This window comes from Bacillus sp. JJ1773 (assembly GCF_036962035.1).
GTDB lineage: Bacteria > Bacillota > Bacilli > Bacillales > Cytobacillaceae > Cytobacillus.
This window is the reverse complement of sequence record NZ_JBALNX010000067.1, coordinates 25770-47205: the sequence shown is the minus strand read 5'-3', so window position 1 is coordinate 47205 and position 21436 is coordinate 25770. Positions and strand designations below refer to the sequence as shown.

Sequence of the window (21436 nt, the reverse complement as noted above, 5' to 3'; positions counted from 1 at the left end):
CCTAAATCTTGAAGATGTTTTAGATTAATCAGCCCATCAATATTGTTACTCGGAATATAGCCAGCTTCTTTACTTATATCGGCCATTTCTTGAATTACCTGTTCGTTCACATTTGTTGTTACTTGCAGCCTATTAAAAGCGGCAGTTGTCTCTTCCTTATTAATTTCTTTTCCTGTTAAATCTTTAATATGCTTGATAACCAGTTCTTTAGCTTTTTCTGGGTTCTCTTGAATAAAGGCAACCGCTTTTTTATGCGCAGTTAAATATGCTTGAACAAGCTCTTTATTTTCTAAGAATTCGTCAGTTGCTGCGACTACTGTATTTGTTGATTCTTTGCCCCAAGCAAACTGGTCCCAGTCAAGCAATAGCTTTCCATTTGCCTGCGTTTCTAGAAAATAACCCCACGGTTCTTGAGTGGCAGCCGCATCTACAGAATTTTGGACGAAAAGTGTAGCTGTATCTGCTGGAGCAGCTGCAAATAGTTCAACAGTTCCGCCGTTCGTTGTTGTATTTAAGTTCACATCCTGCAAGGCTTTCCTTAACATAACATCCTGAGTGCTTCCGATAACAGGAATGGCGACTCTTTTTCCATCAAGGTCTGAAAGCTTTTCGATTTGGCTTCCTTCATTGGCGACAAGCACTGCTCCGCCATTTACTGCCCCGGATATTATATGGAATTTAGGGTTTTTTACATAGAAATTCAGCAGAGGACCAGGACCGACCGTTCCCACATCGATTGCTTTCGTTGTCATGGCTTCCATAAATAAACCGCCATTACTAACTGTTTTCGTTTCAATTTTGATACTCTCTCCAAATTCATCTTTAAAATAATTATTTTCAAGCGCAACGATTGTAGCGATATGGGTCAAGTTGGGGAAATACCCGATTTTGACCGTTTGTTCCTCGGCTTGACTACTAGCTTCTTTACCATTTTGTGTGCAAGCACTTAGAAGACCGATTAATAAAAAAGCACTGACAGCGATTAATAACTTTTTCAACTCACTCCAACTCCCTTTAATAGTTAATTCATTCCCCATTTTGTTTGTACAGATCGTTCCAGTCGGACAAATACAATGTTATCCATGATTGTTCCTATGATGGCAATCACGATCATTACGGATATAACAAGGTCCATTTGTCCAAGCGACCTTCCTGTTTCTAAAAGTTTTCCAAGTCCACCGCCTGCTCCAAGCAATTCACCAGCCATTAATGCTCTCCACGAAAAAGCCCATGCAATTCGGAGACCCGATAGTAATTGCGGAACAGAAGCAGGCATAATGACTGTCCGAATAAAATGAAAGCCAGTGGAACCAAATGTCCTTGCCACACGCTGATACAGCTTTGGCACATTTTTAAATCCGCTCGTGGCACTGATTGTCATTGTCCACGTAGCACCAATCGTAACGATAAAAAGAATGGCAAAATCATTCAGTCCAAACCAGATAATCGCCAGAGGAAACCACACGATGCTTGGGATTGACTGGAGTGCCGTCACCAAGAAGCCAAGTGTATCTTCAACGAATTTATACTTCCAAATTAAATAGCCCATGAATGTGCCTAAAATTATTGCAATCAAGAAGCCAATTAAAATTCTGCTGAAGCTAACGCCAATGGCTGCCGTTATTTGTCCGTTTACGATCCCATTGAACATTGTTTCGAATATTTGCGTTAGCGGCGGAAACATAAACGCGGGGAGACCTGAAAATCTAGATGTGATTTCCCAAATCGCCGCTATGATTACTATGAAGCCGATCCGCCTTAAAGCTGTAGTCATCACCCATTTCCTCCTTCAGCACTTTTTCTATTTCCTCTTCTAAAATCGACAAGATTCTTTGTTCGGAATGAAGTGTAATACTGTCTGGCATGACTCCATCTTTAGCCGACTGAACAGTAATGATTTCTTTTACTTTTCCCGGACGAGTGGCAAACACAATGACTTTTTCCGAAAGTAACACAGCTTCGCGAATATTATGAGTGATAAAAAGAATCGTCACTTTTGTTTTACGCCAAATGTCAAGCAGCTCCTTATGAAGGACCATCCTTGTTTGTTCATCAAGCGCCGAAAAAGGTTCATCCATAAGTAAAATGTCTGGCTCCATCACAAGTGCGCGTGCAATGGCCACTCTTTGCTTCATTCCGCCGGAAAGCTGATGGGGATAGGAATCGGTATAGCGGCTCAAATGAACCATTTTTAATATTTCAAGTGCCTTCGCTTCTGCTTGTTTTTTCGGGATTTTTTTTAGAAGTAAGCCGTAAGTTACATTTTCGAGTACGGTCAGCCATGGAAATAATCCAGCCTCTTGAAAAACAACTACTCTATCAGGTCCTGGATGAGTTACCCTTTTCCCATCCATCTTGATTTCGCCTTCATCAGCTTTTTCCAGCCCTGCAATCAAATAAAGCAATGTTGATTTACCACAGCCAGAAGGACCTACAATCGAAATAAAACTTCCTTTTTCAATGTTTAAATTGATGTTATCTAAAACTTTGATTCTATCATTCTTTTCGTTATTAAAACTTTTACTAATGCGATCGATAGTTAAGTACATGTTTTCACCTCAACTTTATCATAATTATTCATATGAAATTAATCGGATATAGGTGTAAAGAAAACAGGATGAAAAGACCATCCCGTTATTAATATTCAAAAAGATCACTTGATAAATATCTTTCACCAGTATCAGGAGCGATACAAACGACAGTATCTGACTGCGTTAATCTTTCTGCCACTTTAAGGGCGGAAAATACCGATGCTCCACCAGAGGGACCTAGTAAAATTCCTTCTAGGGCTGCAAGCTTTCTTACAGTTTCATATGCTTCTTCATCTTTTATCTGAAAAATTTCATCGTACACAGACGTATTTAAAATAGGAGGGACGAAGCCTGGGCTCGTGCCAACTAGCTTATGTTTACCAGGCTCTCCGCCTGACAATACTGGAGAACCTGCGGGCTCCACAACATGTACAGTTATCGAAGGGTCATATTTTTTTAATTCCTCACCTGTACCTGTAATCGTTCCACCCGTCCCCGAAGTTCCAACAAACGCAGCCAGCTTCTTCCCGTTTTCTTCCATAGCCTCAATGATTTCTATGGCTGTAGTAATGCGGTGAATATTAGGGTTTGCTTCGTTTTCAAACTGCATAGGTACAAAGCTGTTTTTCGTTCCAGCTGCAATTTCCCTAGCTTTGTTTATAGCACCGGGCATTTTTTCATCACTAGGTGTAAGCACTACTTCTGCTCCGTATGCTTTTAAAATATTTATTCTTTCCGCCGTAGCTGAATCGGGCATAACAATAATTGCTCGATACCCTCTAGCAGCCGCATTCATAGCAATACCAATCCCTGTATTACCGGATGTCGGTTCGATAATCGTTGCACCGCTTTTTAAGAGTCCAGCATTTTCCGCTTCGACAATCATATTATAAGCAGCCCGATCTTTCACGCTGCGGCTTGGATTAAAGTACTCGAGTTTCACATAAACCTCTGCTCCATCTTTGGAAGGCAGTCTATTTAATTTAACTAATGGGGTTTCACCAATTAATTCAGCTATATTATTTACAACCTTCATCGTCTCACCTGCATTCGTTTTTTGAAAATTATCATTTTTATATATATTACCAGATTAATATCACATTAACCATACCTTTTTACTGAGGATTATACAAAACACTAAATTTTATAGTTTGGTTGTCATGCAGGCTACGTAATTTTTTTAACTATCCTCTTCCTTCATGGTAAAATGGTTCTTGATGATAAGTGAAGGTGGAGTTGTTATGCAGGCTGTTATACAAAAAACAGAAAGCTTTGTACGAGATCTTCTTGGAGAAGACTGTACAGGTCATGATTGGTTTCATATTGAACGAGTTCGCAGAAATGCTTTATATATATGTGAAAAGGAAAACAAAGGTGACCCATTTATTATTGAAATGGCTGCCTTGCTCCATGACGTTCCTGATGAGAAGCTTAATTCTTCTAAAGAAGAAGGGGATAGAAAGCTATTTGAATTTCTTGAAGCACTTCCACTTGAACAAATAGCTCGGGATCAAATTATTGAGATTATTGGTTCTATTTCTTTTAAAGGCGGAAAAAAATCCGAATTAACAAGTATTGAAGCTAAAATTGTGCAGGATGCTGACAGGTTGGATGCGATCGGTGCGATTGGAATTGCGAGAACCTTTGCTTTCGGAGGGAAGAAGGGCCAGCCCATTTATTCCCCTGATTTTCAAATAAGAGAGGCGATGACAGAAGAGGAATATCGCAAAGGAAAGTCATCCTCTATTCACCATTTTTACGAAAAGCTGTTAAAGCTGAAGGACTTGCTGAACACTGATACTGCAAAGGAAATAGCTGAAAAACGCCATCAATTGATGGAAAATTATCTTGAAGAATTTTTTAATGAATGGAATGGTCAATCATGAAAATGATTTCAGTCGAAAATATTACAAAAACATATGGGGAGAAGGAGCTATTTAACGATATCTCATTCACAATTTCAGAAAAAGACAGAGTTGGTTTAATCGGTGTTAATGGTACAGGGAAGTCATCCTTGTTAAAAATTGTAGCGGGATTGGATTTGTCGGATTCTGGAGAAATCATGACACCGAAGGATTATACGATCTCTTATTCGGAACAAGAGCCTGATTTGGACCCTCATATGACCGTGTTAAATCAAGTATTTGCGGGTGATGCGCCGGTTCTTATTTTGTTGCGGGAATATGAGCAGGCATTGATCCAAATGAACAAAGACCCTGAAAATCAAGTTTTTCAAGAAAAGCTATTTGAGCTGCAGAAGCGAATGGATGCGTTGAATGCTTGGGATGCAAGCACAAATGCAAAATCGATTTTAACGAAGCTCGGAATTGAAGACTTTAATAAGAAAATTGGGGAGCTTTCTGGTGGACAAAAGAAAAGGGTTGCTCTCGCACAAAGCTTAATTCAATCACCAGATTTGCTTATTCTTGATGAGCCGACAAATCATCTTGATTATGATTCCGTCAAATGGCTTGAAGAATATTTAGGCAGATATCAGGGCGCACTTTTATTAGTTACCCATGATCGTTATTTTCTTGACCGAGTGACGAACAGAATGTTTGAGCTAGAAGGCGGAAAGCTATATAGCTATAAAGGGAATTATGCGGCCTTTTTAGAAGCGAAAGCGATTCGCGAAGAAAATGAGGCAGCAACAATTGATAAACAAAAAAATCTATATAGAAGAGAATTAGAATGGATAAGAAGGGGAGCAAAGGCGCGGACAACGAAGCAAAAGGCGAGAATACAGAGATTTGAAAGCTTAGATAACGAGCTCGCGTCTGTGAAGTCGTCCGAAAAGCTCGACATGTCATTAAGCGGCAGCCGGCTCGGAAAGCAGGTTTTTGAACTGAAATCTGCCTCAAAGAAATATGGAGATCAAGTCATCTTTAATGATTTTGATCTGCTCGTAAAGCCAGGAGACCGGATTGGCATCATCGGAAAAAATGGCTCTGGAAAATCAACGCTTATGAATGTTCTTGCTGGAAAAATCCCGTTAGATTCTGGTGAGGTTATTATCGGCCAGACTGTCAAAATCGCTTATTATACACAGGAAAGCGAAGACATGGATGAAAATAAGCGAATGATTGAATATTTAAAGGAAACAGCAGAAGTTGTTGAAACATCGGATGGGAAGACCATTTCCGCGGCGCAAATGCTGGAAAGATTTTTATTCCCATCCTATACTCACGGAACACCAATTAGAAAACTCTCTGGAGGAGAGAAACGCCGGTTATATTTATTGAAAATATTAATGTCTGAGCCGAATGTATTACTGCTTGATGAACCAACGAATAATTTGGATACACAAACTTTAACGGTCTTAGAGGATTATCTCGAAGATTTTCCTGGTGTAGTCATAACTGTATCACATGATCGCTATTTTCTCGACAAAGTCGCTGATCAGCTTCTCGTCTTAAATGGGAAAGGGCTTATTGGTTCCTTCTACGGAAACTACACGGAATATCTAGAAAAGGAAGCTGAGAAATCCAATATCCAGGAAAAAGCGGCAGCTCCAGTACAGAAGGAAAGAGAAAAACCGAAGAAGAAAAAGCTTAGCTATAATGAGCAAAGAGAATGGGACGGAATTGAAGATGCAATCGCAGGGGTCGAAGCTCGATTAGAAGAAATTGCCGAAGAAATGGCGAACACAGGAAGCGATTTTGAAAAAGCGCAAAAACTTATGGACGAGGAAGCAGAATTAAACGAAAAACTAGAACATTTGATTGAGCGTTGGACATATCTTTCTGAGCTTGTAGACTAATAGTCTATATCGAACACGATAAGTTGGTAGTCGAAGCTTGTAAATGCTGTTTTTTCACCACTTTATGTTAAAATAAATGTAATTAACATGCTGATTATAGTGTAAAGGGTGATTTTGCCGTGAAAATATTGTCAATTGAACCAACTCCAAGTCCAAATACGATGAAGGTTATTTTGGATGAAGAGCTGCCTATGGGGAAAAGCAATAATTATAAAAAGGAAAAGCAAGAAGGTGCTCCAAAAATCATTCAACAGATCCTTATGATTGATGGAGTGAAAGGTGTATATCATGTAGCAGACTTTTTAGCGGTGGAAAGGAATGCTAAATTTGACTGGAAAGAAATTCTTCCTCAAGTTAGAGTGGCATTCGGTGAATCTGCAGAAGCGGAAAAAAATGATGGGCCGAAGACAAATGACCACTTTGGTGAAATCAAAGTATTTGTACAAAAATATAAAGAGATCCCCATGCAAGTGAAGCTGACAGATGGAACGGAAGAAAGGCGCTTTGGACTGCCGGATGTGTTTATGAATGCTATTTCGGCAGCTCAGTCAAAAGAGGATAACGTTGTATTAGTACGTAAATGGGTGGAAGTTGGAGTACGCTACGGTGACTTTGATCAAGTAGGGAAAGAGGTTGTTGAAGAGTTAATGGCAGCCTATCCGGATAGCCGTCTTAACCTGTTTGTTGAGCAAGCTAAAAATCCTGAAAAAAGCAATCAAAAGCTTGTTCGCAATCTAATAAAAATTAATCTTAATGATTTAGATGACCAAGATTGGCGCATCCGTTACCAGAAGCTTGAGCAAATGGATGATCCCGAAATTTCTGATTTGCCAGTATTGGAAAAAGCTTTACATGATGAAAAGGCCTCTATTAGAAGATTAGCAACCGTTTATTTAGGAATGATTGAAGATAAAAAAGTTCTTCCGCTGCTCTATAAAGCGTTGAAAGACAAAACTGTCACTGTAAGAAGAACCGCAGGTGACTGTCTTTCTGATTTAGGATTTAAAGAAGCCATGCTAGAAATGATGCAAGCCTTAACGGATAGCAGTAAGCTTGTTCGTTGGCGTGCAGCCATGTTTCTGTACGAGGTTGGAGATGAATCAACTCTTCCTGCACTTAAAGCAGCTGAAAATGATCAGGAATTTGAGGTAAGTATGCAAATAAAACTTGCTATCGAAAGAATCGAGCAAGGAGAAGAAGCGAAGGGTTCTGTTTGGAAGCAGATGACGGAAGCCAGAAAGAATTAACTTTATCTTTATCGATCCAGATAATATTTTTGAAATTGAGCATAGGTTATAGTATTCTAACCATATAAAATGACAAACGGGAGATGTGTGAAAAATGTCAATGGCTTATGAAGAATATATGAAACAAATGGTTAAACCAATGAGACAAGAGCTTGTACAGGCGGGTTTCAAAGAATTATTGACAGTTGAAGAGGTTGAACAATTTGTAGAAAACGCAGAAGGAACGACACTTGTCGTTGTCAACTCTGTTTGCGGCTGTGCAGCAGGCCTAGCTCGTCCAGCAGCAACTCAAGCAGTGCTAAGAACGGAGAAAAAACCTGATCATTTAGTAACTGTTTTTGCTGGCCAGGAAAAAGATGCGACTGCGAAAATGAGAGAATACTTCGAAGGATTCGAGCCATCTTCTCCATCAATGGCTTTATTAAAAGGAAAAGAAGTGGTTCATTTTATTCACCGTCATGATATTGAAGATCATTCAATGGAAACCATTATGGAAAATCTTCTTGCTTCATTTGAAGCAAATTGTTAAATACGAATTGACTAGGATGTCTTATGACGTCCTTTTCTTTTTAGATACAGGTGACGTGAGATGATTATAACAACAGCTGGCAGAACAAATGAAGACATGACTACTTACGCAATTAATATAGCAAAAGAATTAGAAAGTAATTACGTTGAGAGAAAAAAGCGTTCTGTTGCGGCTATTCAAAAGATTGAAAAAGATGATTGTATCGTTGTTGGGAAAGAGAGACTTGAGCTTTATCCTATCGGTGAAAAAGACCCTTTCTTTTTTCATCCGAATTCAGCCATGTTCAGAATAAAGAGGATCATGAAAGGAGAACATGATCCTTTTATTGAGGCAGCGTCCATATGTTCAGGGAAAACAGTTCTTGATTGCACATTAGGACTTGCATCAGATAGTATAGTGGCAAGCTTCGTGGCAGGGAAGGAAGGGAAAGTAACGGGAATAGAAGCAAATCCCTTTTTGGCTTATATGGTTAATAAGGGTCTGAAATCTTGGAATGCGGACATACCCATGATGAATGAAGCTATGAAGCAAATAAGGGTAGTAAATATGTTCTCTCTATCCTATCTCGAAAGTCTTCCAGATCATTGCTATGATATCGTTTATTTTGATCCGATGTTTGAAGAGCATATTCTAGAATCTGATGGCATAAAGGCGTTAAGCCGTTTTGCAGTCTACGAGGATATCACCCAGAAATTAATAGATGAAGCTTTAAGAGTCGCAAGGGAACGGGTCGTATTGAAGGATCATTTTCGCAGCTCTAGATTTGAAAGGTTTAAATTTGACGTAAATATAAGAAAATACTCCAAGTTTCATTTTGGAGTATTGAAAAAAGCTTGATGTACTAAGGAAGGAAATATTTTTACATACTCCCTTCCTTTTTGTTTTGGCATTAATCTGCGATGGCTAAATAAACAAAATACCCTAGCATAATAAAAATAATGAATGTGATAACAAGTGACAAATCCACAGAAATATCCCCTTTCACTGTTATTATTTAAGTTATATGGAATTTTCAGTATACTATACCCGAAAATACTTGCAACTATACAAGCTTTATACTTTTAATATCTTTGCTTTTTTGAAAAATAAATCCATAATTATTATTTTTATTTAAAAGTGAAACCATTTTTCCTTTTTATCGTAAAAGCAAGTATAATAGAATAATAGTATTGATACCGTATAAATAGAGAGGGAACCATGATGAAAATAACAATGGCAGAGAGAATGAATTCTTTTCAGGAAAGTATCTTTTCAGAATTAGCTTATTATAAAAAATTAAAGCTTTCAGAAGGACAGGAAATTGTGGATTTAAGCGTTGGCAGTCCGGATACTCCGCCACCAGCTGTTGTGACGGAAACGATTGCTGAATTAGCGAAAAACCCCAATTTATATGGTTATTCGATGAGAGGGACTGATGATTTTCACGAAGCAGTAACCACCTATTATGACCGACGATTTCGTGTATCGCTTGATCCGAAATCAGAGGTTTCGCTTTTAATGGGTTCTCAGGACGGTTTAGTCCATTTTCCAATGGTTCTTTGTAATCCTGGTGATTATGTGCTCGTTCCTGATCCAGGCTATACTGCATATGAAACTGGAGTTAGTATGGCAGGAGCTAAATTATATCCTATGCCGCTAAAAAAGGAAAACCAATTTCTCCCTGATTTTTCCGAAATTCCAGAGGAAATAAGCGAAAAAGCAAAGTTAATGATTTTGAATTTTCCAGGAAATCCTGTTCCAGCAATGGGAACGCAAGCTTTCTTTGAAGCGGCCATTGCTTATGCAAAAAAATACAATATCGTTATTTTGCACGATTTTGCTTATTCTGAGCTTTATTATGATGAACAGCCAATTAGCTTTCTTGCAGTTGACGGAGCGATGGAAGTTGGTATTGAGATGAATTCATTATCAAAAAGCTTTAATATGGCTGGCTGCAGGATTGCTTATGCGGCAGGAAATCCAGAAATTATTACGATGCTTGCTAATTTTAAGTCAAATGTGGATTACGGAGTGTTTTTTCCGATTCAAGCAGCTGCTGCTAAGGCATTAACAGATGAATCTAATTTCCTAAATGATCTGCGAGCGATGTATAAGAATAGAAGAGATGTTCTTGTGAATGGCTTGCGAGAAATTGGCTGGAATGTCAGTGTGCCTAAAGCCTCTATGTTTGTCTGGGCAGAAGTACCTTCATCCTTTTCTTCAAAGGAATTTGCCATCGAACTAATAAATCGTGCAAATGTGGTCGTCACGCCTGGAAATGCATTTGGCTCTTGGGGAGAGGGTTATGTGCGAATTGCACTTGTACAGTCAGAAGAAAGATTACAGGAAGCGGTTCGTAATATTAAGCAGTCAGGGATATTAGAAGCAGTAACGAATTAGTAACGGTAGGAGGGTTTAATCTATGCCTAATTGGCTTCGTAAATCACTCGTTGTCATGGTAACCATTTTAACCTTTGGATTGGTTACACCTTCACAAGCTTTTCTTTATGATGATTCTAATGCAGTAAAAACATCGAAAAAAGATATTTTTGATACTTCTCCGGAAGATAAAAGTGTAATAAATAATCCTGCATTGGCAGATGAACCTGTTGGGTATATTAGTAAAGAGGATTTTATTAGGCAAATGCTCATGAAAGCCGAAGCTCAATCTTATACGAAGTTTGGGGCAAGGATTAAACCAGTCATCGAAAATGAATTCTCTGAAGTAATCCTGCCTAATATTGAAAAAGCTATAATGAATGTTGCTGCACAATACCCTGAAGAAGAGTTAGCCTATTTAACAGTAACTGAGAGCCCAGGTAAAGGTCACTCAGAGAAGATTTTTAATATATCTAGTGAAAAAACAAGCGAAGATGTTATTCGCTTTCATGTTAGGAGAGATCAGCCTCCGCAGCAAGGCTACTGGTTTAACTTTCATTACCATACACATCATGATCAATTTCAAGCACACCATGAGCTTGGGAGTATTTATTGGGATAAAAATACCCCGCCAAAATGGATGAGTTAAATAGAAAAGCGGAAGCGCCTTCGGAACAATCAAAGGACAATTGTTCCTGCGATAAATATTCGCAGAAGCTTTCCCTTGTGCTCACCCCCGACAAGCTAACGCTTTTACTCGTTCGATGATTTTGCTGCCGAAGCATTCCTTGTGGAGCTAGACAGTTCTCAAACTTAAGAAAGTTTTACTATATTTTTAAAATTTTTTTATAGTAAATTGAAACTTTTTTAGAAAAGCATCGTAAATAAAACATATTCTTTTTTTTGGAGGTAATAAAAATGGCTGTAAGTTTATCAAAAGGTCAAAAAGTAGATTTAACAAAAACAAATCCTGGACTATCAAAAGTAGTTGTAGGCTTAGGATGGGATGTAAATAAATATGACGGCGGCAATGATTTTGACCTGGACTCTTCCGTATTTCTGCTTGGAGATAATGGAAAAGTAGCATCTGATAGCGACTTTATATTTTATAACAATACGAATGGCGGAAATGGTTCTGTTGTACATACAGGTGATAACCGTACTGGTGCAGGTGATGGCGATGATGAACAGGTAAAAGTTAATTTAGCGAATGTTCCAGCTGATGTACAGCGTATCACGTTCACAATTACCATTCATGATGGAGAAGCTCGAAATCAAAACTTTGGACAGGTTTCCAATGCTTATGCTCGGATTTTAAGCGAAGATTCTGGAGAAGAGTTAATCCGCTATGATTTAGGGGAAGACTTCTCAATAGAAACGGCAATCGTTGTGGGTGAATTATACAGACATAATGGTGAATGGAAATTTAATGCAATTGGAAGCGGCTATCAGGGCGGCCTTGCTGCATTAGCAAAAGATTTCGGTTTGCAAGTTGGATAAAAAGCGAAGCTGCTAGATCAGGTGCTTAAATAAAAATTCTATCGAATAAAATTTTCCATTGGATATGCTGGTAGTTCATTCCTTTTGTTTAAAGGCAGTATACTGCATATCCTTTGATACGATAAAATGTGAATTAACCTACAAACATAAACTAGACATTTTCGGGAGGAACAAACAAGAATGACGATATTAGAAGGTATATTACACACTTATTCCCAGTTTTTTAATTGGGAAATGTGGGTTCAGGTTTTATCAGATCCAGTTAGCTGGGGATTAATAGGAACACTTGTTATTTTAGAAGGGCTTTTATCAGCAGATAATGCTCTAGTTCTTGCAGTAATGGTAAAGCATTTGCCGGAGAAACAACGTAAGAAGGCACTTTTTTATGGATTACTCGGGGCGTATGTTTTCCGCTTTATCGCAATCGGTATTGGCGTTTTCCTAATCAAGCTATGGTGGGTAAAAATATTAGGAGCCGGATATCTTGCTTGGTTAGCCATTAAATACTTTATTGATAAAAAGAAAGAAGCAGAAGCAGATGACGATGAAATTAAGGGTATGAACCAAAGCGGTTTATTAATTCGTCTCTTCGGAACATTCTGGGGAACTGTAGTTGCTGTTGAATTAATGGATATTGCCTTCTCTGTTGACAGTGTATTAGCTGCATTCGGGGTCAGCCAGGAAATCTGGGTATTATTATTAGGCGGTATGCTTGGCGTTTTAATGATGCGTGGGATCGCAGGCGTGTTCCTAAAGCTAATCGATCGAGTGCCAGAGTTAGAAACATCAGCTTATGTTCTTATCTTGATTATCTCTGTGAAGATGCTATTAGGTGTTGCAGGTATCCACATTGACCATATTTATTTCTTCATCATTTTACTTATTACATTTGCAGCTACGTTCGTTGTACATTTCATGAATAAAAAGAAAGCAGCAACTGGTGAATAATAGATTACTATATGATTTTTAGGGAACAGACAATTGTCCGCTCCCTTTCTTTTTACCTATTTTACTTTTGTTAATTTATTGGAAACGGAGCAAACAGGATGAGATTATTTACAAACCTTAGCGATATTCATTGCAATGAAATTTTTTATAAAAAGCCTCAAGAGTTTACAAGAAATTCAAGGAAAGACATCCTATCCAATGCGCTGGGGGCAACGCTCTATATGCCGGCAACCCGTCCAAATATTCATCAGGACTTACTAACAAAAAAACATTCAGGGTTGACCTCTATGGTTATTTGCTTAGAGGATGCAATTGGTGATGATGAAGTAGAACTAGCTGAGTCTATGCTTGTACAGGAACTAAGAAATTTAAAAGAAGATATGGAGAAAGGCCTTTTAATAGAGGATGACCTGCCATTAATGTTTATCCGTATTCGCAGTTATGAACAGCTTAAGCGATTAATGAATAGTATTCAAAAAGGTTTGGATTTATTAACGGGCATCGTCATACCGAAATTTTCTCCAGAAAAGGACAAGCTAGTTTTAGAGGAAATTAGAAGGCTTAATGATGCAGGCCATAGACTGTTTGCACTTCCGATATTAGAAACAAAAAAGGTCATTGAAAAAGAAACAAGACTAGATGAGCTAATGGCCATTAAATATTTGGTGGACCAATATGAGGATCTCATTCTCAATATTCGAATTGGGGCAACTGATTTTTGCGGATTATATGGCATTCGCAGAAATTCGGATACGACTGTTTATGATATAGCGGTTATTCGCGATTGCATCTCAGATATCGTTAATGTTTTCTTGCGCTCTGACCATCCATATGTTATATCCGGGCCTGTTTGGGAGTATTTCTCTTCAAAGGAAAGGATGTTAAAGCCACAGCTAAGACAGACACCTTTTCGCGAGAAATATGGGCAGGAAGGAATTCATTTTAGGTCAGAATTAATTGATAAACATATGGACGGGCTGATACGAGAAATATTGATGGATATTACAAACGGTTTGACAGGGAAAACGATCATACACCCTACCCATATAAGACCGGTACAGGCATTAAATACAGTATCATTTGAAGAATACCTTGACGCAAAAAATATTATCGATAAGGCTGATGGGAAGATCGGTGTTATGAAAAGTAAATTCTCTAATAAAATGAATGAGATTAAACCACATTACTATTGGGCGCAAAAAATTCTATTAAAATCTGAAGTTTACGGGGTGCTAAATGAAGAATACACTTACATCGACTTGCTCACCAACGAAATTTACGCTTCCGATCCTCAACCGGTTGAGCGTTGAAATTGAGATAACCGACAATCCATATCAGCTGCCAATCGATGAATTGTTTATTATGGCAGCGAGAATTAATAAAAAGAGATCCTTTTTATTTGTTAGCAAGGTTTTAGGAAAGCATATCCCTATTGAGCCTAGGATGGGAATGTTAACAGGGGCTTTGCTGGCAAATCGTTATTTAGAGAAGGTTACATTTGAAAAAGCGGGTTTAAGGGAAAAGCTAGTTTCCTTGTTTAATAATGGTTCAGATAGTTTTGCTGAACAGCCTTTTGTAGGTGAACATTTAAATCCAGTTATTATCGGTTTTGCAGAGACGGCAACTGCACTCGGACATGCCTTTTATCAATATTTCCAAAAAGCAGATTTCTTCCATACAACGAGGGAAAAGCTCGTAGGGTTAGAACCAGTTATAACCTTTGAGGAGGAGCATTCCCATGCTACCTCACACCGTTGTTATATCGATGAATCACTATTAAATAATCAGCGGGAGGTTATATTAGTCGATGATGAAATGACAACGGGAAAAACGGCCATAAACATTATTCGATCCATTCAAAAACAGTTTCCACGAGATAAGTATACAGTTGTGTCTATTTTGGATTGGCGTTCTGAGGAGGACCAGCTTTTATATAAGGAGCTTGAAGAGGAGCTTAAAATCACGATTCAATCAGTAAGTTTGCTTAAAGGGTTTATGAAGGCGATTGGTTCACCGGATATTGAATGTCGAACACCTTCACCATTAAGCGTTGCTTCCGTTTCCCAAACGGTGGAAAAGATTGTGCTTCATGATATCTTCCCAGAACATACTACCGCTATCCACTATTCATCTATTTCATTAGAAGGGAAAATAAAGAGCATTCCTTATGTAAAAGAAACAGGCAGATTCGGAATAAATTCTGTGACAAATCATGAATGGAATCAGTCAATGGAGGAAGTGGGAAGGTATTTAAAAAATCATAGACTAGGGGAAAGAACACTTTGCCTTGGAACAGGCGAATTTATGTATTTGCCGATGATAATCGCCTCGTACATGGGAAATGGTGTCAGCTATCAGTCTTCTACTAGAAGCCCTATATACGTTGAAAATCGTCAATCATATGGAGCAGCATTTGGTCTATCATTCCCTAATCCAGAAGATTGGAAAGTCGACCAATTTGTTTATAATATCCCCCCAAATGAATACGATGATCTGTTTGTGTTTTTTGAAAGAGCGGTATCGGAGGAAGAACTGAAGCCATTCCTTAATGAATTGAAAAAGACAAACATTAGAGACATAAAAATAGTATTCTTTAATGGAGGTTTACGAGATGAATAGTTCAATAAATAATATAACAAAATTTGGATCATATGCTGAAAATGACGTGATTTTTCTTTTGAAGGATCTAAGCCATTTTCAGTTGGAGGGTTCGATTGATAATCGGGAAAAGCAAATTCAGTTAGGACAGCATTATAGCGAAACTTTACCGGTTGAATATCAGCCACCAGACTATTATATAGAATTATTTCGCGAAACATTGCTCGAATATAAGCAAAAAGTCGCTTTATGCACGGGGATCGTTGCGGAACAAATTTACAAGTTAAAAGGAGAAAATACTGTTCTAGTTTCCTTGGCACGGGCCGGTACTCCGATCGGGATATTAATCAAACGTTATATTGAGGGAAGATATCATGCAAATTTACCTCATTATAGTGTTTCTATCATTCGCGATAAAGGTTTGGACGAAAATGCAATTCAATATATTTTAGAGAAACATCCGGGAAAAACCATTCAATTTGTCGATGGATGGACAGGTAAAGGTGCTATTTCGATTGAATTAATAAAGGCTTGTAAGGATATTTCAGAGAAATATGGTGTTGCGCTTGATGATAGCCTCGCTGTACTTGCAGATCCTGGACATTGTACGACTCTTTATGGAACTAGAGAGGATTTCTTAATTCCTAGTGCGTGTTTAAACTCAACAGTATCTGGATTAGTAAGCCGCACAGTACTAAATAAAGAACTTATAGGTCCCAATGATTTTCATGGAGCAAAATATTATCAGGATTTAGCTGGTTCTGATGTTTCCAATGAGTATTTAGATGTAATTACGAATGAATTTCCTGCTATTTATGAGGAAGCTGCTAAATCTGCGGCTTACCTGCTTGAGTACCATGAAAAGGCAACATTTCAAGGTATGCAAGATGTGAAAAAAATAAAAGAAGAATATTATATTGAGAATACAAATTATATTAAACCGGGTGTTGGAGAAACGACAAGGGTTTTACTAAGAAGAGTGCCGTGGAAAATTCTCATGAAGGATATGGAAAGTCCATATGTCAGACATATATTAATGCTTGCTAAAGAAAGAAATGTTGAAGTTTTACATTATCCGGAGATGAGCTATACATGCTGCGGATTAATTAAAAAGGTAGGAATGAAATAATGAAAATGTTTGCGTCAGATTTAGATCGTACACTTATTTATTCAGAGCGGGCTCTGGCAGACTTCAAACAAACAGAAGTGAATGATCTAATCGGAGTGGAGAAAAAAGCAGACCGGGAAGTTGCGTTTATGACAAAAAGGTCTGCAGAAGCTCTTCGCCAAATTGCAGACCATATGTTGTTTGTTCCTGTAACGACTAGGACTTGGGATCAATTTAATCGAATCTTTATATTTTCGAACTACATTCCACTAACATATGCAATCACGTCAAATGGTGCCAATATCATTTATAAGGGGGACCCTCTGATCGAATGGCAAAGATTAGTCAAGGAGCGTCTGACAACTGAATGCAAACCCATTAAAGAAATGGAAGAGGATTTGCGGGAATTAAATATACCGGGAACGATAAAAAGGGCTGAAGGATTATTCTTTTACTATATTCTTGAAGAAAACTTGAGCCTGGAAGCAATCATGATCGTGAAACATAAAGCGGCTGAATCTGGCTGGAGAGTTTCATTACAGGGAAGAAAGCTCTATTTTATGCCAAATCCAATAAGCAAAGGCGAGGCTGTTAAGTTTATTAAAGAGCGTGAGGGAATCTTAACTGTTTATGGGGCTGGTGATTCACTGCTTGATCATGATTTTTTAAAAGATTGTGATTTTCCATTTGTTCCATCTCATGGGGAATTGGCCAATGAGAATATTGAGGATGGTAATTATATGTTAACTAATAAAAGAGGAGTAATGGCTGGGGAAGAGATTTTATCAAAAATATTTAGGAATATAACAGATGTAACGATTAGCGGCTAATCCCCAAGCCACTTTCTTAAAATTAAGAATAGGCCTCCTCCAAACATGTATGAAGTAAAAAAGATAATAGAACCCCATACTAATGAGAAATGCAGAGACATTGTCATAAATGTAATCAGTAAGGACCAAAAAAATAAATCTACTAATACAAAATATCCCGAACCCAAAACTGATTCAACGGGCTCTAAATCTGATTCTTGTAAATGGTATTTCGCCCTTCTAAATAGGAACCTCATTTTATTCACCTTCTTTAATTCAACGTACTTAAACATATGCAGGGACGAGAAAAAGGGTGAAAGATTGAAAATAGAAGAATTTCATTTGAAGTTTTTTGGAATATTGATGGAATCGTTTTAGAAAACTTCTTCAGATGTGATATGATGGTAATAACTTTACATATTCATATTTTTTTCTGCTTATAGAAAAATTTATACATGCTTTTACCATCTTTCGCTTGCAAAGGGAAGGGAAAATAAAATGAATCATTCTTATAATCAAATAAAAACGAATTTATTGCCAGTATCTAATGATAATTGGTTGAGTACCTTGAAAAAGCCATTGAGGGAAAGGCCGCAATTTTCTATTGAGCAAGGCACCATTCATTTAGGTCAGGTGGTTGCCCGCTTTTTAGGTGTTCCTTTAGATGAAGATGAGTATTATAATCGTCTTTATGATCTAATCCATACGGAGCAGGCTGATCTCATATTAATTAGCGAAGAGGCACTTGATAAATCAATCGATAATCATCACTTTCAAGCCATCCAAAAGGTGTTAAATATTAATAGGGATCAAAAGCTATCCATTAATCGATTTGTGGCATTCCTTGACGGTGAACAGCTATTATTAAAATCCAATATCCCCTCTTTGCATCGGAAAACAAGGGAAGCGATGATTTCGACATTGCAGCTGTTTTCAACAGTGGAGCCAGAGGGGCTAAACAGTCAAGAATTGAGAAGGGTCCTTGTCGATGTTATTAAATGGACATTTAACCATCTTGGACAAAATTGGAATCATATCGATCTGGAAAAAGCGATGCCGAAATTTTTATGGTATGGAGAAACGAATAATAGCCAAAAATACTTCCTTTATTATTTAATGAATTTAGGGTGTGATCTTGTATCTTTCTCGCCATCAGGGAGTGATTGGCTTGCTGGTTGGAATGAGGGGTTAGAAGGAACCTTTGTTTACAGCTATCCTGAGAGAAAGGACCCGGAGCGATTTCCAACTGAAAAGAGCAGACGCTCGGCTACTGTTGCCTACCGGGCTTCAAGAGAGATTGAGTCTATATTAAACCATGAAGGGTCTGGTCTTTATAAGCCATGGCAGCTCCGAGATTATACGCCTTTATCTGTCACGTTGAAAACAACATACGATGAGCTTTTTATTTTAATTAAAGAAAAGGCAATGGTACGGCCAAATTTTGAAGTGAAAAACGGACAAGTCAAAATTCCTTCTATTTTTGCTAAAGTACAAGGTGTAAGCAAAAATCGGAAGGAATATTGGGACCGCTTACAATTAATATCAGAGTACGATTATAGTCTTTTAATTAGAAGATTCCCATTTACAAATAATGTGAACAATGATTTTCGATTTCATTATCGCAATGCCCTCGGTAAAGATGGGTTGCTTGATCCTCATAAAATGGTGACGGCGCACTACTGGAAATACCAGCACTTGCCAACCGGACTTCAAAATGGAATAGCAACAGCCATTCGAAATATATGTGCACGTCCATATATTAAACCAATCTATCACGAAAATATCGAGGAATTGAAAACCTACTTATTTTCACAAGGCATGCAGATTCCAGCAAGTGTTTTGCAGCTGCTCCAAAAATTTGACTATTCACAGGATGTACCGAAGCTCATTCTCTATAACAATGAACTCAATGGAACAATGACAAGGACAGATGCAGCATTGTTATTGCTGCTAAATCAATTTGGAATTGACATTGTCCTTTACAATCCGCCAGGACATAATGATTTAGAAAACTTTATAGAGGATGGAATATATGATGTGCATTGGCTGGAGGATGTTGTATTTGAACAGGAATTTAAAGAACCTTCCATATTAAAAAAGGTAAGAGGAATATTTAAAAATTTAAGGGGAGACTGATGTCATGAATCAATTGCAGCAGACAAATCTAGATCTTACTTTGAATAAAACGCAAGAGGATAAACTTACAGAAGCATCAGCATCGGAAATTAAACTAGCTCTTAGAAATGACCCTGAGGTGCAAAACTTAGCAAGGTCTATTGATGAGAGAGATCAAATCCAAATTCTTGAATTTGGTAAAGAGCCAGCTACTCAAATTTCACGTTTCTCTGATCAAATATTAAGTAATATGAGATCCACAAAAGTTGAGGACTCTGGGGAATTATTAAAGCAGCTCGGCAGAATTATGGATAAGTTTGATAAGAAAGACTTTGAAAAGACATCTGGAGGGTTATTCGGTAAGCTCTTCAAAAAAGGCGAAAAGCTTATTGATAAGCTCTTTGGGAAATACCAGACGATGGGCCAAGAAATTGATAAAGTATATGTGGAAATATCAAAATATCAAGGTGAAATGGTCGACTCTACTACAATGCTTGATCAAATGTACGAGCAAAACTATCAATACTATTTAACATTGGAAAAATACGCGGTAGCAGGACAAATGAAGATTGACGAGCTTAAAGCGAATCAGCTTCCTCAGCTTGAAGCACGAACGGCTGCAGGAGATCAAATGGCTTCCATGCAGCTAGATACATTGAGAAATGCCATTGACCTTATGGAACAAAGAGTATACGACTTGGAAATGGCGAAAATGGTATCACTTCAAACAGCACCGCAAATTCGTTTATTACAAAGAGGAAACACAAAGCTCATTGGAAAGATTAATTCTGCATTTGTTACAACGATTCCTATCTTTAAAAACGGGTTAATACAAGCGGTTGCAGCTAAACGACAAAAGCTTGTTGCAGATTCTATGAATGAGCTTGATAGAAGAACAAATGAGATGCTCCTTCGCAACGCCCAAAATATTTCATCGCAAAGTGCAGATATTGCTAGACTTGCTGGTGCGCCAAGCATTAAGATTGAAACGATAGAGGAATCATGGAATATTATTATTAAGGGAATGCAGGAAACAAAAGCAATCGAAGAAGAAAACAAACGTATGCGTGAAGAAGGTACAAGAAGATTAGAACAGCTTCAAGATAATTTTAAAAAAATTAAGCACCAAGGAAGCTAACCAAAAAGATTCTCCCTTACTTGTGCAGCATAAAAAAGCTAAACTAAAAGAAGAAGAGAAAGATCTAAATGATCAAAAATTTAATGAGGTGAAAACATGGCTATTAATTTACAAAAAGGTCAAAGAGTCGATTTAACAAAAGGAAATCCTGGATTATCAAAAATTGTAGTAGGACTTGGATGGGATCCAGTACAAAGCCGCGGCGGTGGATTATTAGGATCACTATTCGGGGGTGGTGGCGGAGCAAATATCGACTGTGATGCGTCCGTAATCATGTTAGGTGAAAATGATAAAATTAGAAATAACAGTGATGTCATTTACTTTGGTAATTTAAAAAGCAATGACGGAAGTGTACAGCATACAGGTGATAACTTGACAGGTGACGGAGATGGCGATGATGAGCAGATCTTAATCGATTTAAGCCGTGTTCCAGCACAAGTTCATAAACTTGTATTCGTTGTTAATATTTATGACTGTGTAAAACGTAAACAGCATTTTGGGATGATCCAAAACGCGTTCATTCGCATTGTGAATTCTGCAAATGGACAAGAAATGATTCATTACAATTTGACAGATGATTATAGCGGCAAAACATGCCTAGTTGTTGGTGAAATTTACCGCCACGGTGCAGATTGGAAATTTGCAGCAGTCGGAACAGGCACTTCCTCACCAGGCTTAGCTGATGTAGTTCGTTCCTATAGTTAAGTAAATTTGGTTAACGAGCTCTGGCAAATTTGTCAGGGCTTTTTCATATTTTCGACTATTTGAAAAGGAATTTCCAAATTTTCGCTAGAC

Annotated in this window: 20 protein-coding genes; 16 read left to right on the top strand and 4 right to left on the bottom strand. The window is 37.9% G+C overall.

The features are described from left to right. The 4 genes from V7127_RS19525 to cysK all read right to left on the bottom strand — a co-directional run. Positions 1-1037: aliphatic sulfonate ABC transporter substrate-binding protein (locus V7127_RS19525; RefSeq protein ID WP_335488780.1), on the bottom strand; the 1037-nt coding region annotated here is incomplete at its 3' end. Further along, entirely contained in the window at positions 1022-1774 is a 753-nt protein-coding gene (locus tag V7127_RS19520) for an ABC transporter permease (RefSeq protein WP_335488777.1), read from the bottom strand. The genes V7127_RS19525 and V7127_RS19520, both read right to left, overlap by 16 nt. Beyond that, positions 1707-2549 (bottom strand): ABC transporter ATP-binding protein, encoded by an 843-nt coding sequence (locus tag V7127_RS19515; RefSeq protein ID WP_335488774.1) that lies wholly within the window; start codon positions 2547-2549, stop codon positions 1707-1709. The genes V7127_RS19520 and V7127_RS19515 overlap by 68 nt, the downstream gene beginning before the upstream one ends. Positions 2550-2637: 88 nt before the next feature. Further along, entirely contained in the window at positions 2638-3567 is a 930-nt protein-coding gene (gene cysK, locus V7127_RS19510; protein WP_335488771.1) for a cysteine synthase A, read from the bottom strand. 205 nt (positions 3568-3772) lie between these two features. On the opposite strand from cysK, the gene V7127_RS19505 reads away from it, so the two are divergent. The 16 genes from V7127_RS19505 to V7127_RS19430 all read left to right on the top strand — a co-directional run bounded on the left by V7127_RS19505 (position 3773) and on the right by V7127_RS19430 (position 21346). After that, on the top strand, positions 3773-4417 hold the full coding sequence (locus tag V7127_RS19505; protein WP_335488768.1) for an HD domain-containing protein: 645 nt from the start codon (positions 3773-3775) through the stop codon (positions 4415-4417). Beyond that, a complete protein-coding gene (locus V7127_RS19500) occupies positions 4414-6291 on the top strand; it encodes an ABC-F family ATP-binding cassette domain-containing protein (RefSeq protein WP_335488803.1) in 1878 nt (625 codons plus the stop codon). Before V7127_RS19505 ends, V7127_RS19500 begins: the two co-directional genes overlap by 4 nt. Before the next feature lie 119 nt (positions 6292-6410). Then, positions 6411-7538, top strand: coding sequence for a conserved virulence factor C family protein (locus tag V7127_RS19495; RefSeq protein ID WP_335488765.1), 1128 nt, complete (start codon positions 6411-6413; stop codon positions 7536-7538). A 94-nt stretch (positions 7539-7632) separates the two neighbouring features. Beyond that, positions 7633-8067, top strand: coding sequence for a BrxA/BrxB family bacilliredoxin (locus V7127_RS19490; protein WP_335346302.1), 435 nt, complete (start codon positions 7633-7635; stop codon positions 8065-8067). A gap of 60 nt (positions 8068-8127) precedes the next feature. Further along, positions 8128-8904: a class I SAM-dependent methyltransferase gene (locus V7127_RS19485; protein ID WP_335488762.1), complete on the top strand. Its 777-nt coding sequence runs from the start codon at positions 8128-8130 to the stop codon at positions 8902-8904. A 363-nt stretch (positions 8905-9267) separates the two neighbouring features. After that, positions 9268-10446, top strand: a complete 1179-nt coding sequence (locus V7127_RS19480) for an LL-diaminopimelate aminotransferase (RefSeq protein WP_335354510.1) — start codon at positions 9268-9270, stop codon at positions 10444-10446. A 22-nt stretch (positions 10447-10468) separates the two neighbouring features. Continuing rightward, on the top strand, positions 10469-11074 hold the full coding sequence (locus V7127_RS19475; RefSeq protein ID WP_335346300.1) for a YpjP family protein: 606 nt from the start codon (positions 10469-10471) through the stop codon (positions 11072-11074). Between the two features lie 269 nt (positions 11075-11343). After that, on the top strand, positions 11344-11925 hold the full coding sequence (locus V7127_RS19470; RefSeq protein WP_335346299.1) for a TerD family protein: 582 nt from the start codon (positions 11344-11346) through the stop codon (positions 11923-11925). Between the two features lie 180 nt (positions 11926-12105). Beyond that, positions 12106-12873 (top strand): TerC family protein, encoded by a 768-nt coding sequence (locus V7127_RS19465; RefSeq protein ID WP_335346298.1) that lies wholly within the window; start codon positions 12106-12108, stop codon positions 12871-12873. Between the two features lie 98 nt (positions 12874-12971). Beyond that, complete coding sequence (locus tag V7127_RS19460; RefSeq protein WP_335346297.1) at positions 12972-14183, top strand: HpcH/HpaI aldolase/citrate lyase family protein; 1212 nt, start codon at positions 12972-12974, stop codon at positions 14181-14183. Continuing rightward, the gene (locus V7127_RS19455) at positions 14110-15492 is read left to right on the top strand and encodes a phosphoribosyltransferase family protein (RefSeq protein ID WP_335488759.1); all 1383 of its coding nucleotides are present in this window, start codon (positions 14110-14112) and stop codon (positions 15490-15492) included. Before V7127_RS19460 ends, V7127_RS19455 begins: the two co-directional genes overlap by 74 nt. After that, positions 15485-16600: a cysteine protease StiP family protein gene (locus tag V7127_RS19450; RefSeq protein ID WP_335488756.1), complete on the top strand. Its 1116-nt coding sequence runs from the start codon at positions 15485-15487 to the stop codon at positions 16598-16600. Before V7127_RS19455 ends, V7127_RS19450 begins: the two co-directional genes overlap by 8 nt. Further along, the gene (locus V7127_RS19445; RefSeq protein WP_335488753.1) at positions 16600-17409 is read left to right on the top strand and encodes an HAD family hydrolase; all 810 of its coding nucleotides are present in this window, start codon (positions 16600-16602) and stop codon (positions 17407-17409) included. Before V7127_RS19450 ends, V7127_RS19445 begins: the two co-directional genes overlap by 1 nt. Positions 17410-17886: 477 nt before the next feature. Next, on the top strand, positions 17887-19524 hold the full coding sequence (locus V7127_RS19440) for a YceG family protein (RefSeq protein WP_335488750.1): 1638 nt from the start codon (positions 17887-17889) through the stop codon (positions 19522-19524). 4 nt (positions 19525-19528) lie between these two features. Continuing rightward, on the top strand, positions 19529-20641 hold the full coding sequence (locus V7127_RS19435) for a toxic anion resistance protein (protein ID WP_335488747.1): 1113 nt from the start codon (positions 19529-19531) through the stop codon (positions 20639-20641). 96 nt (positions 20642-20737) lie between these two features. Then, positions 20738-21346 (top strand): TerD family protein, encoded by a 609-nt coding sequence (locus V7127_RS19430; protein WP_335488745.1) that lies wholly within the window; start codon positions 20738-20740, stop codon positions 21344-21346. The last annotated feature ends 90 nt before the right edge of the window (positions 21347-21436 follow it).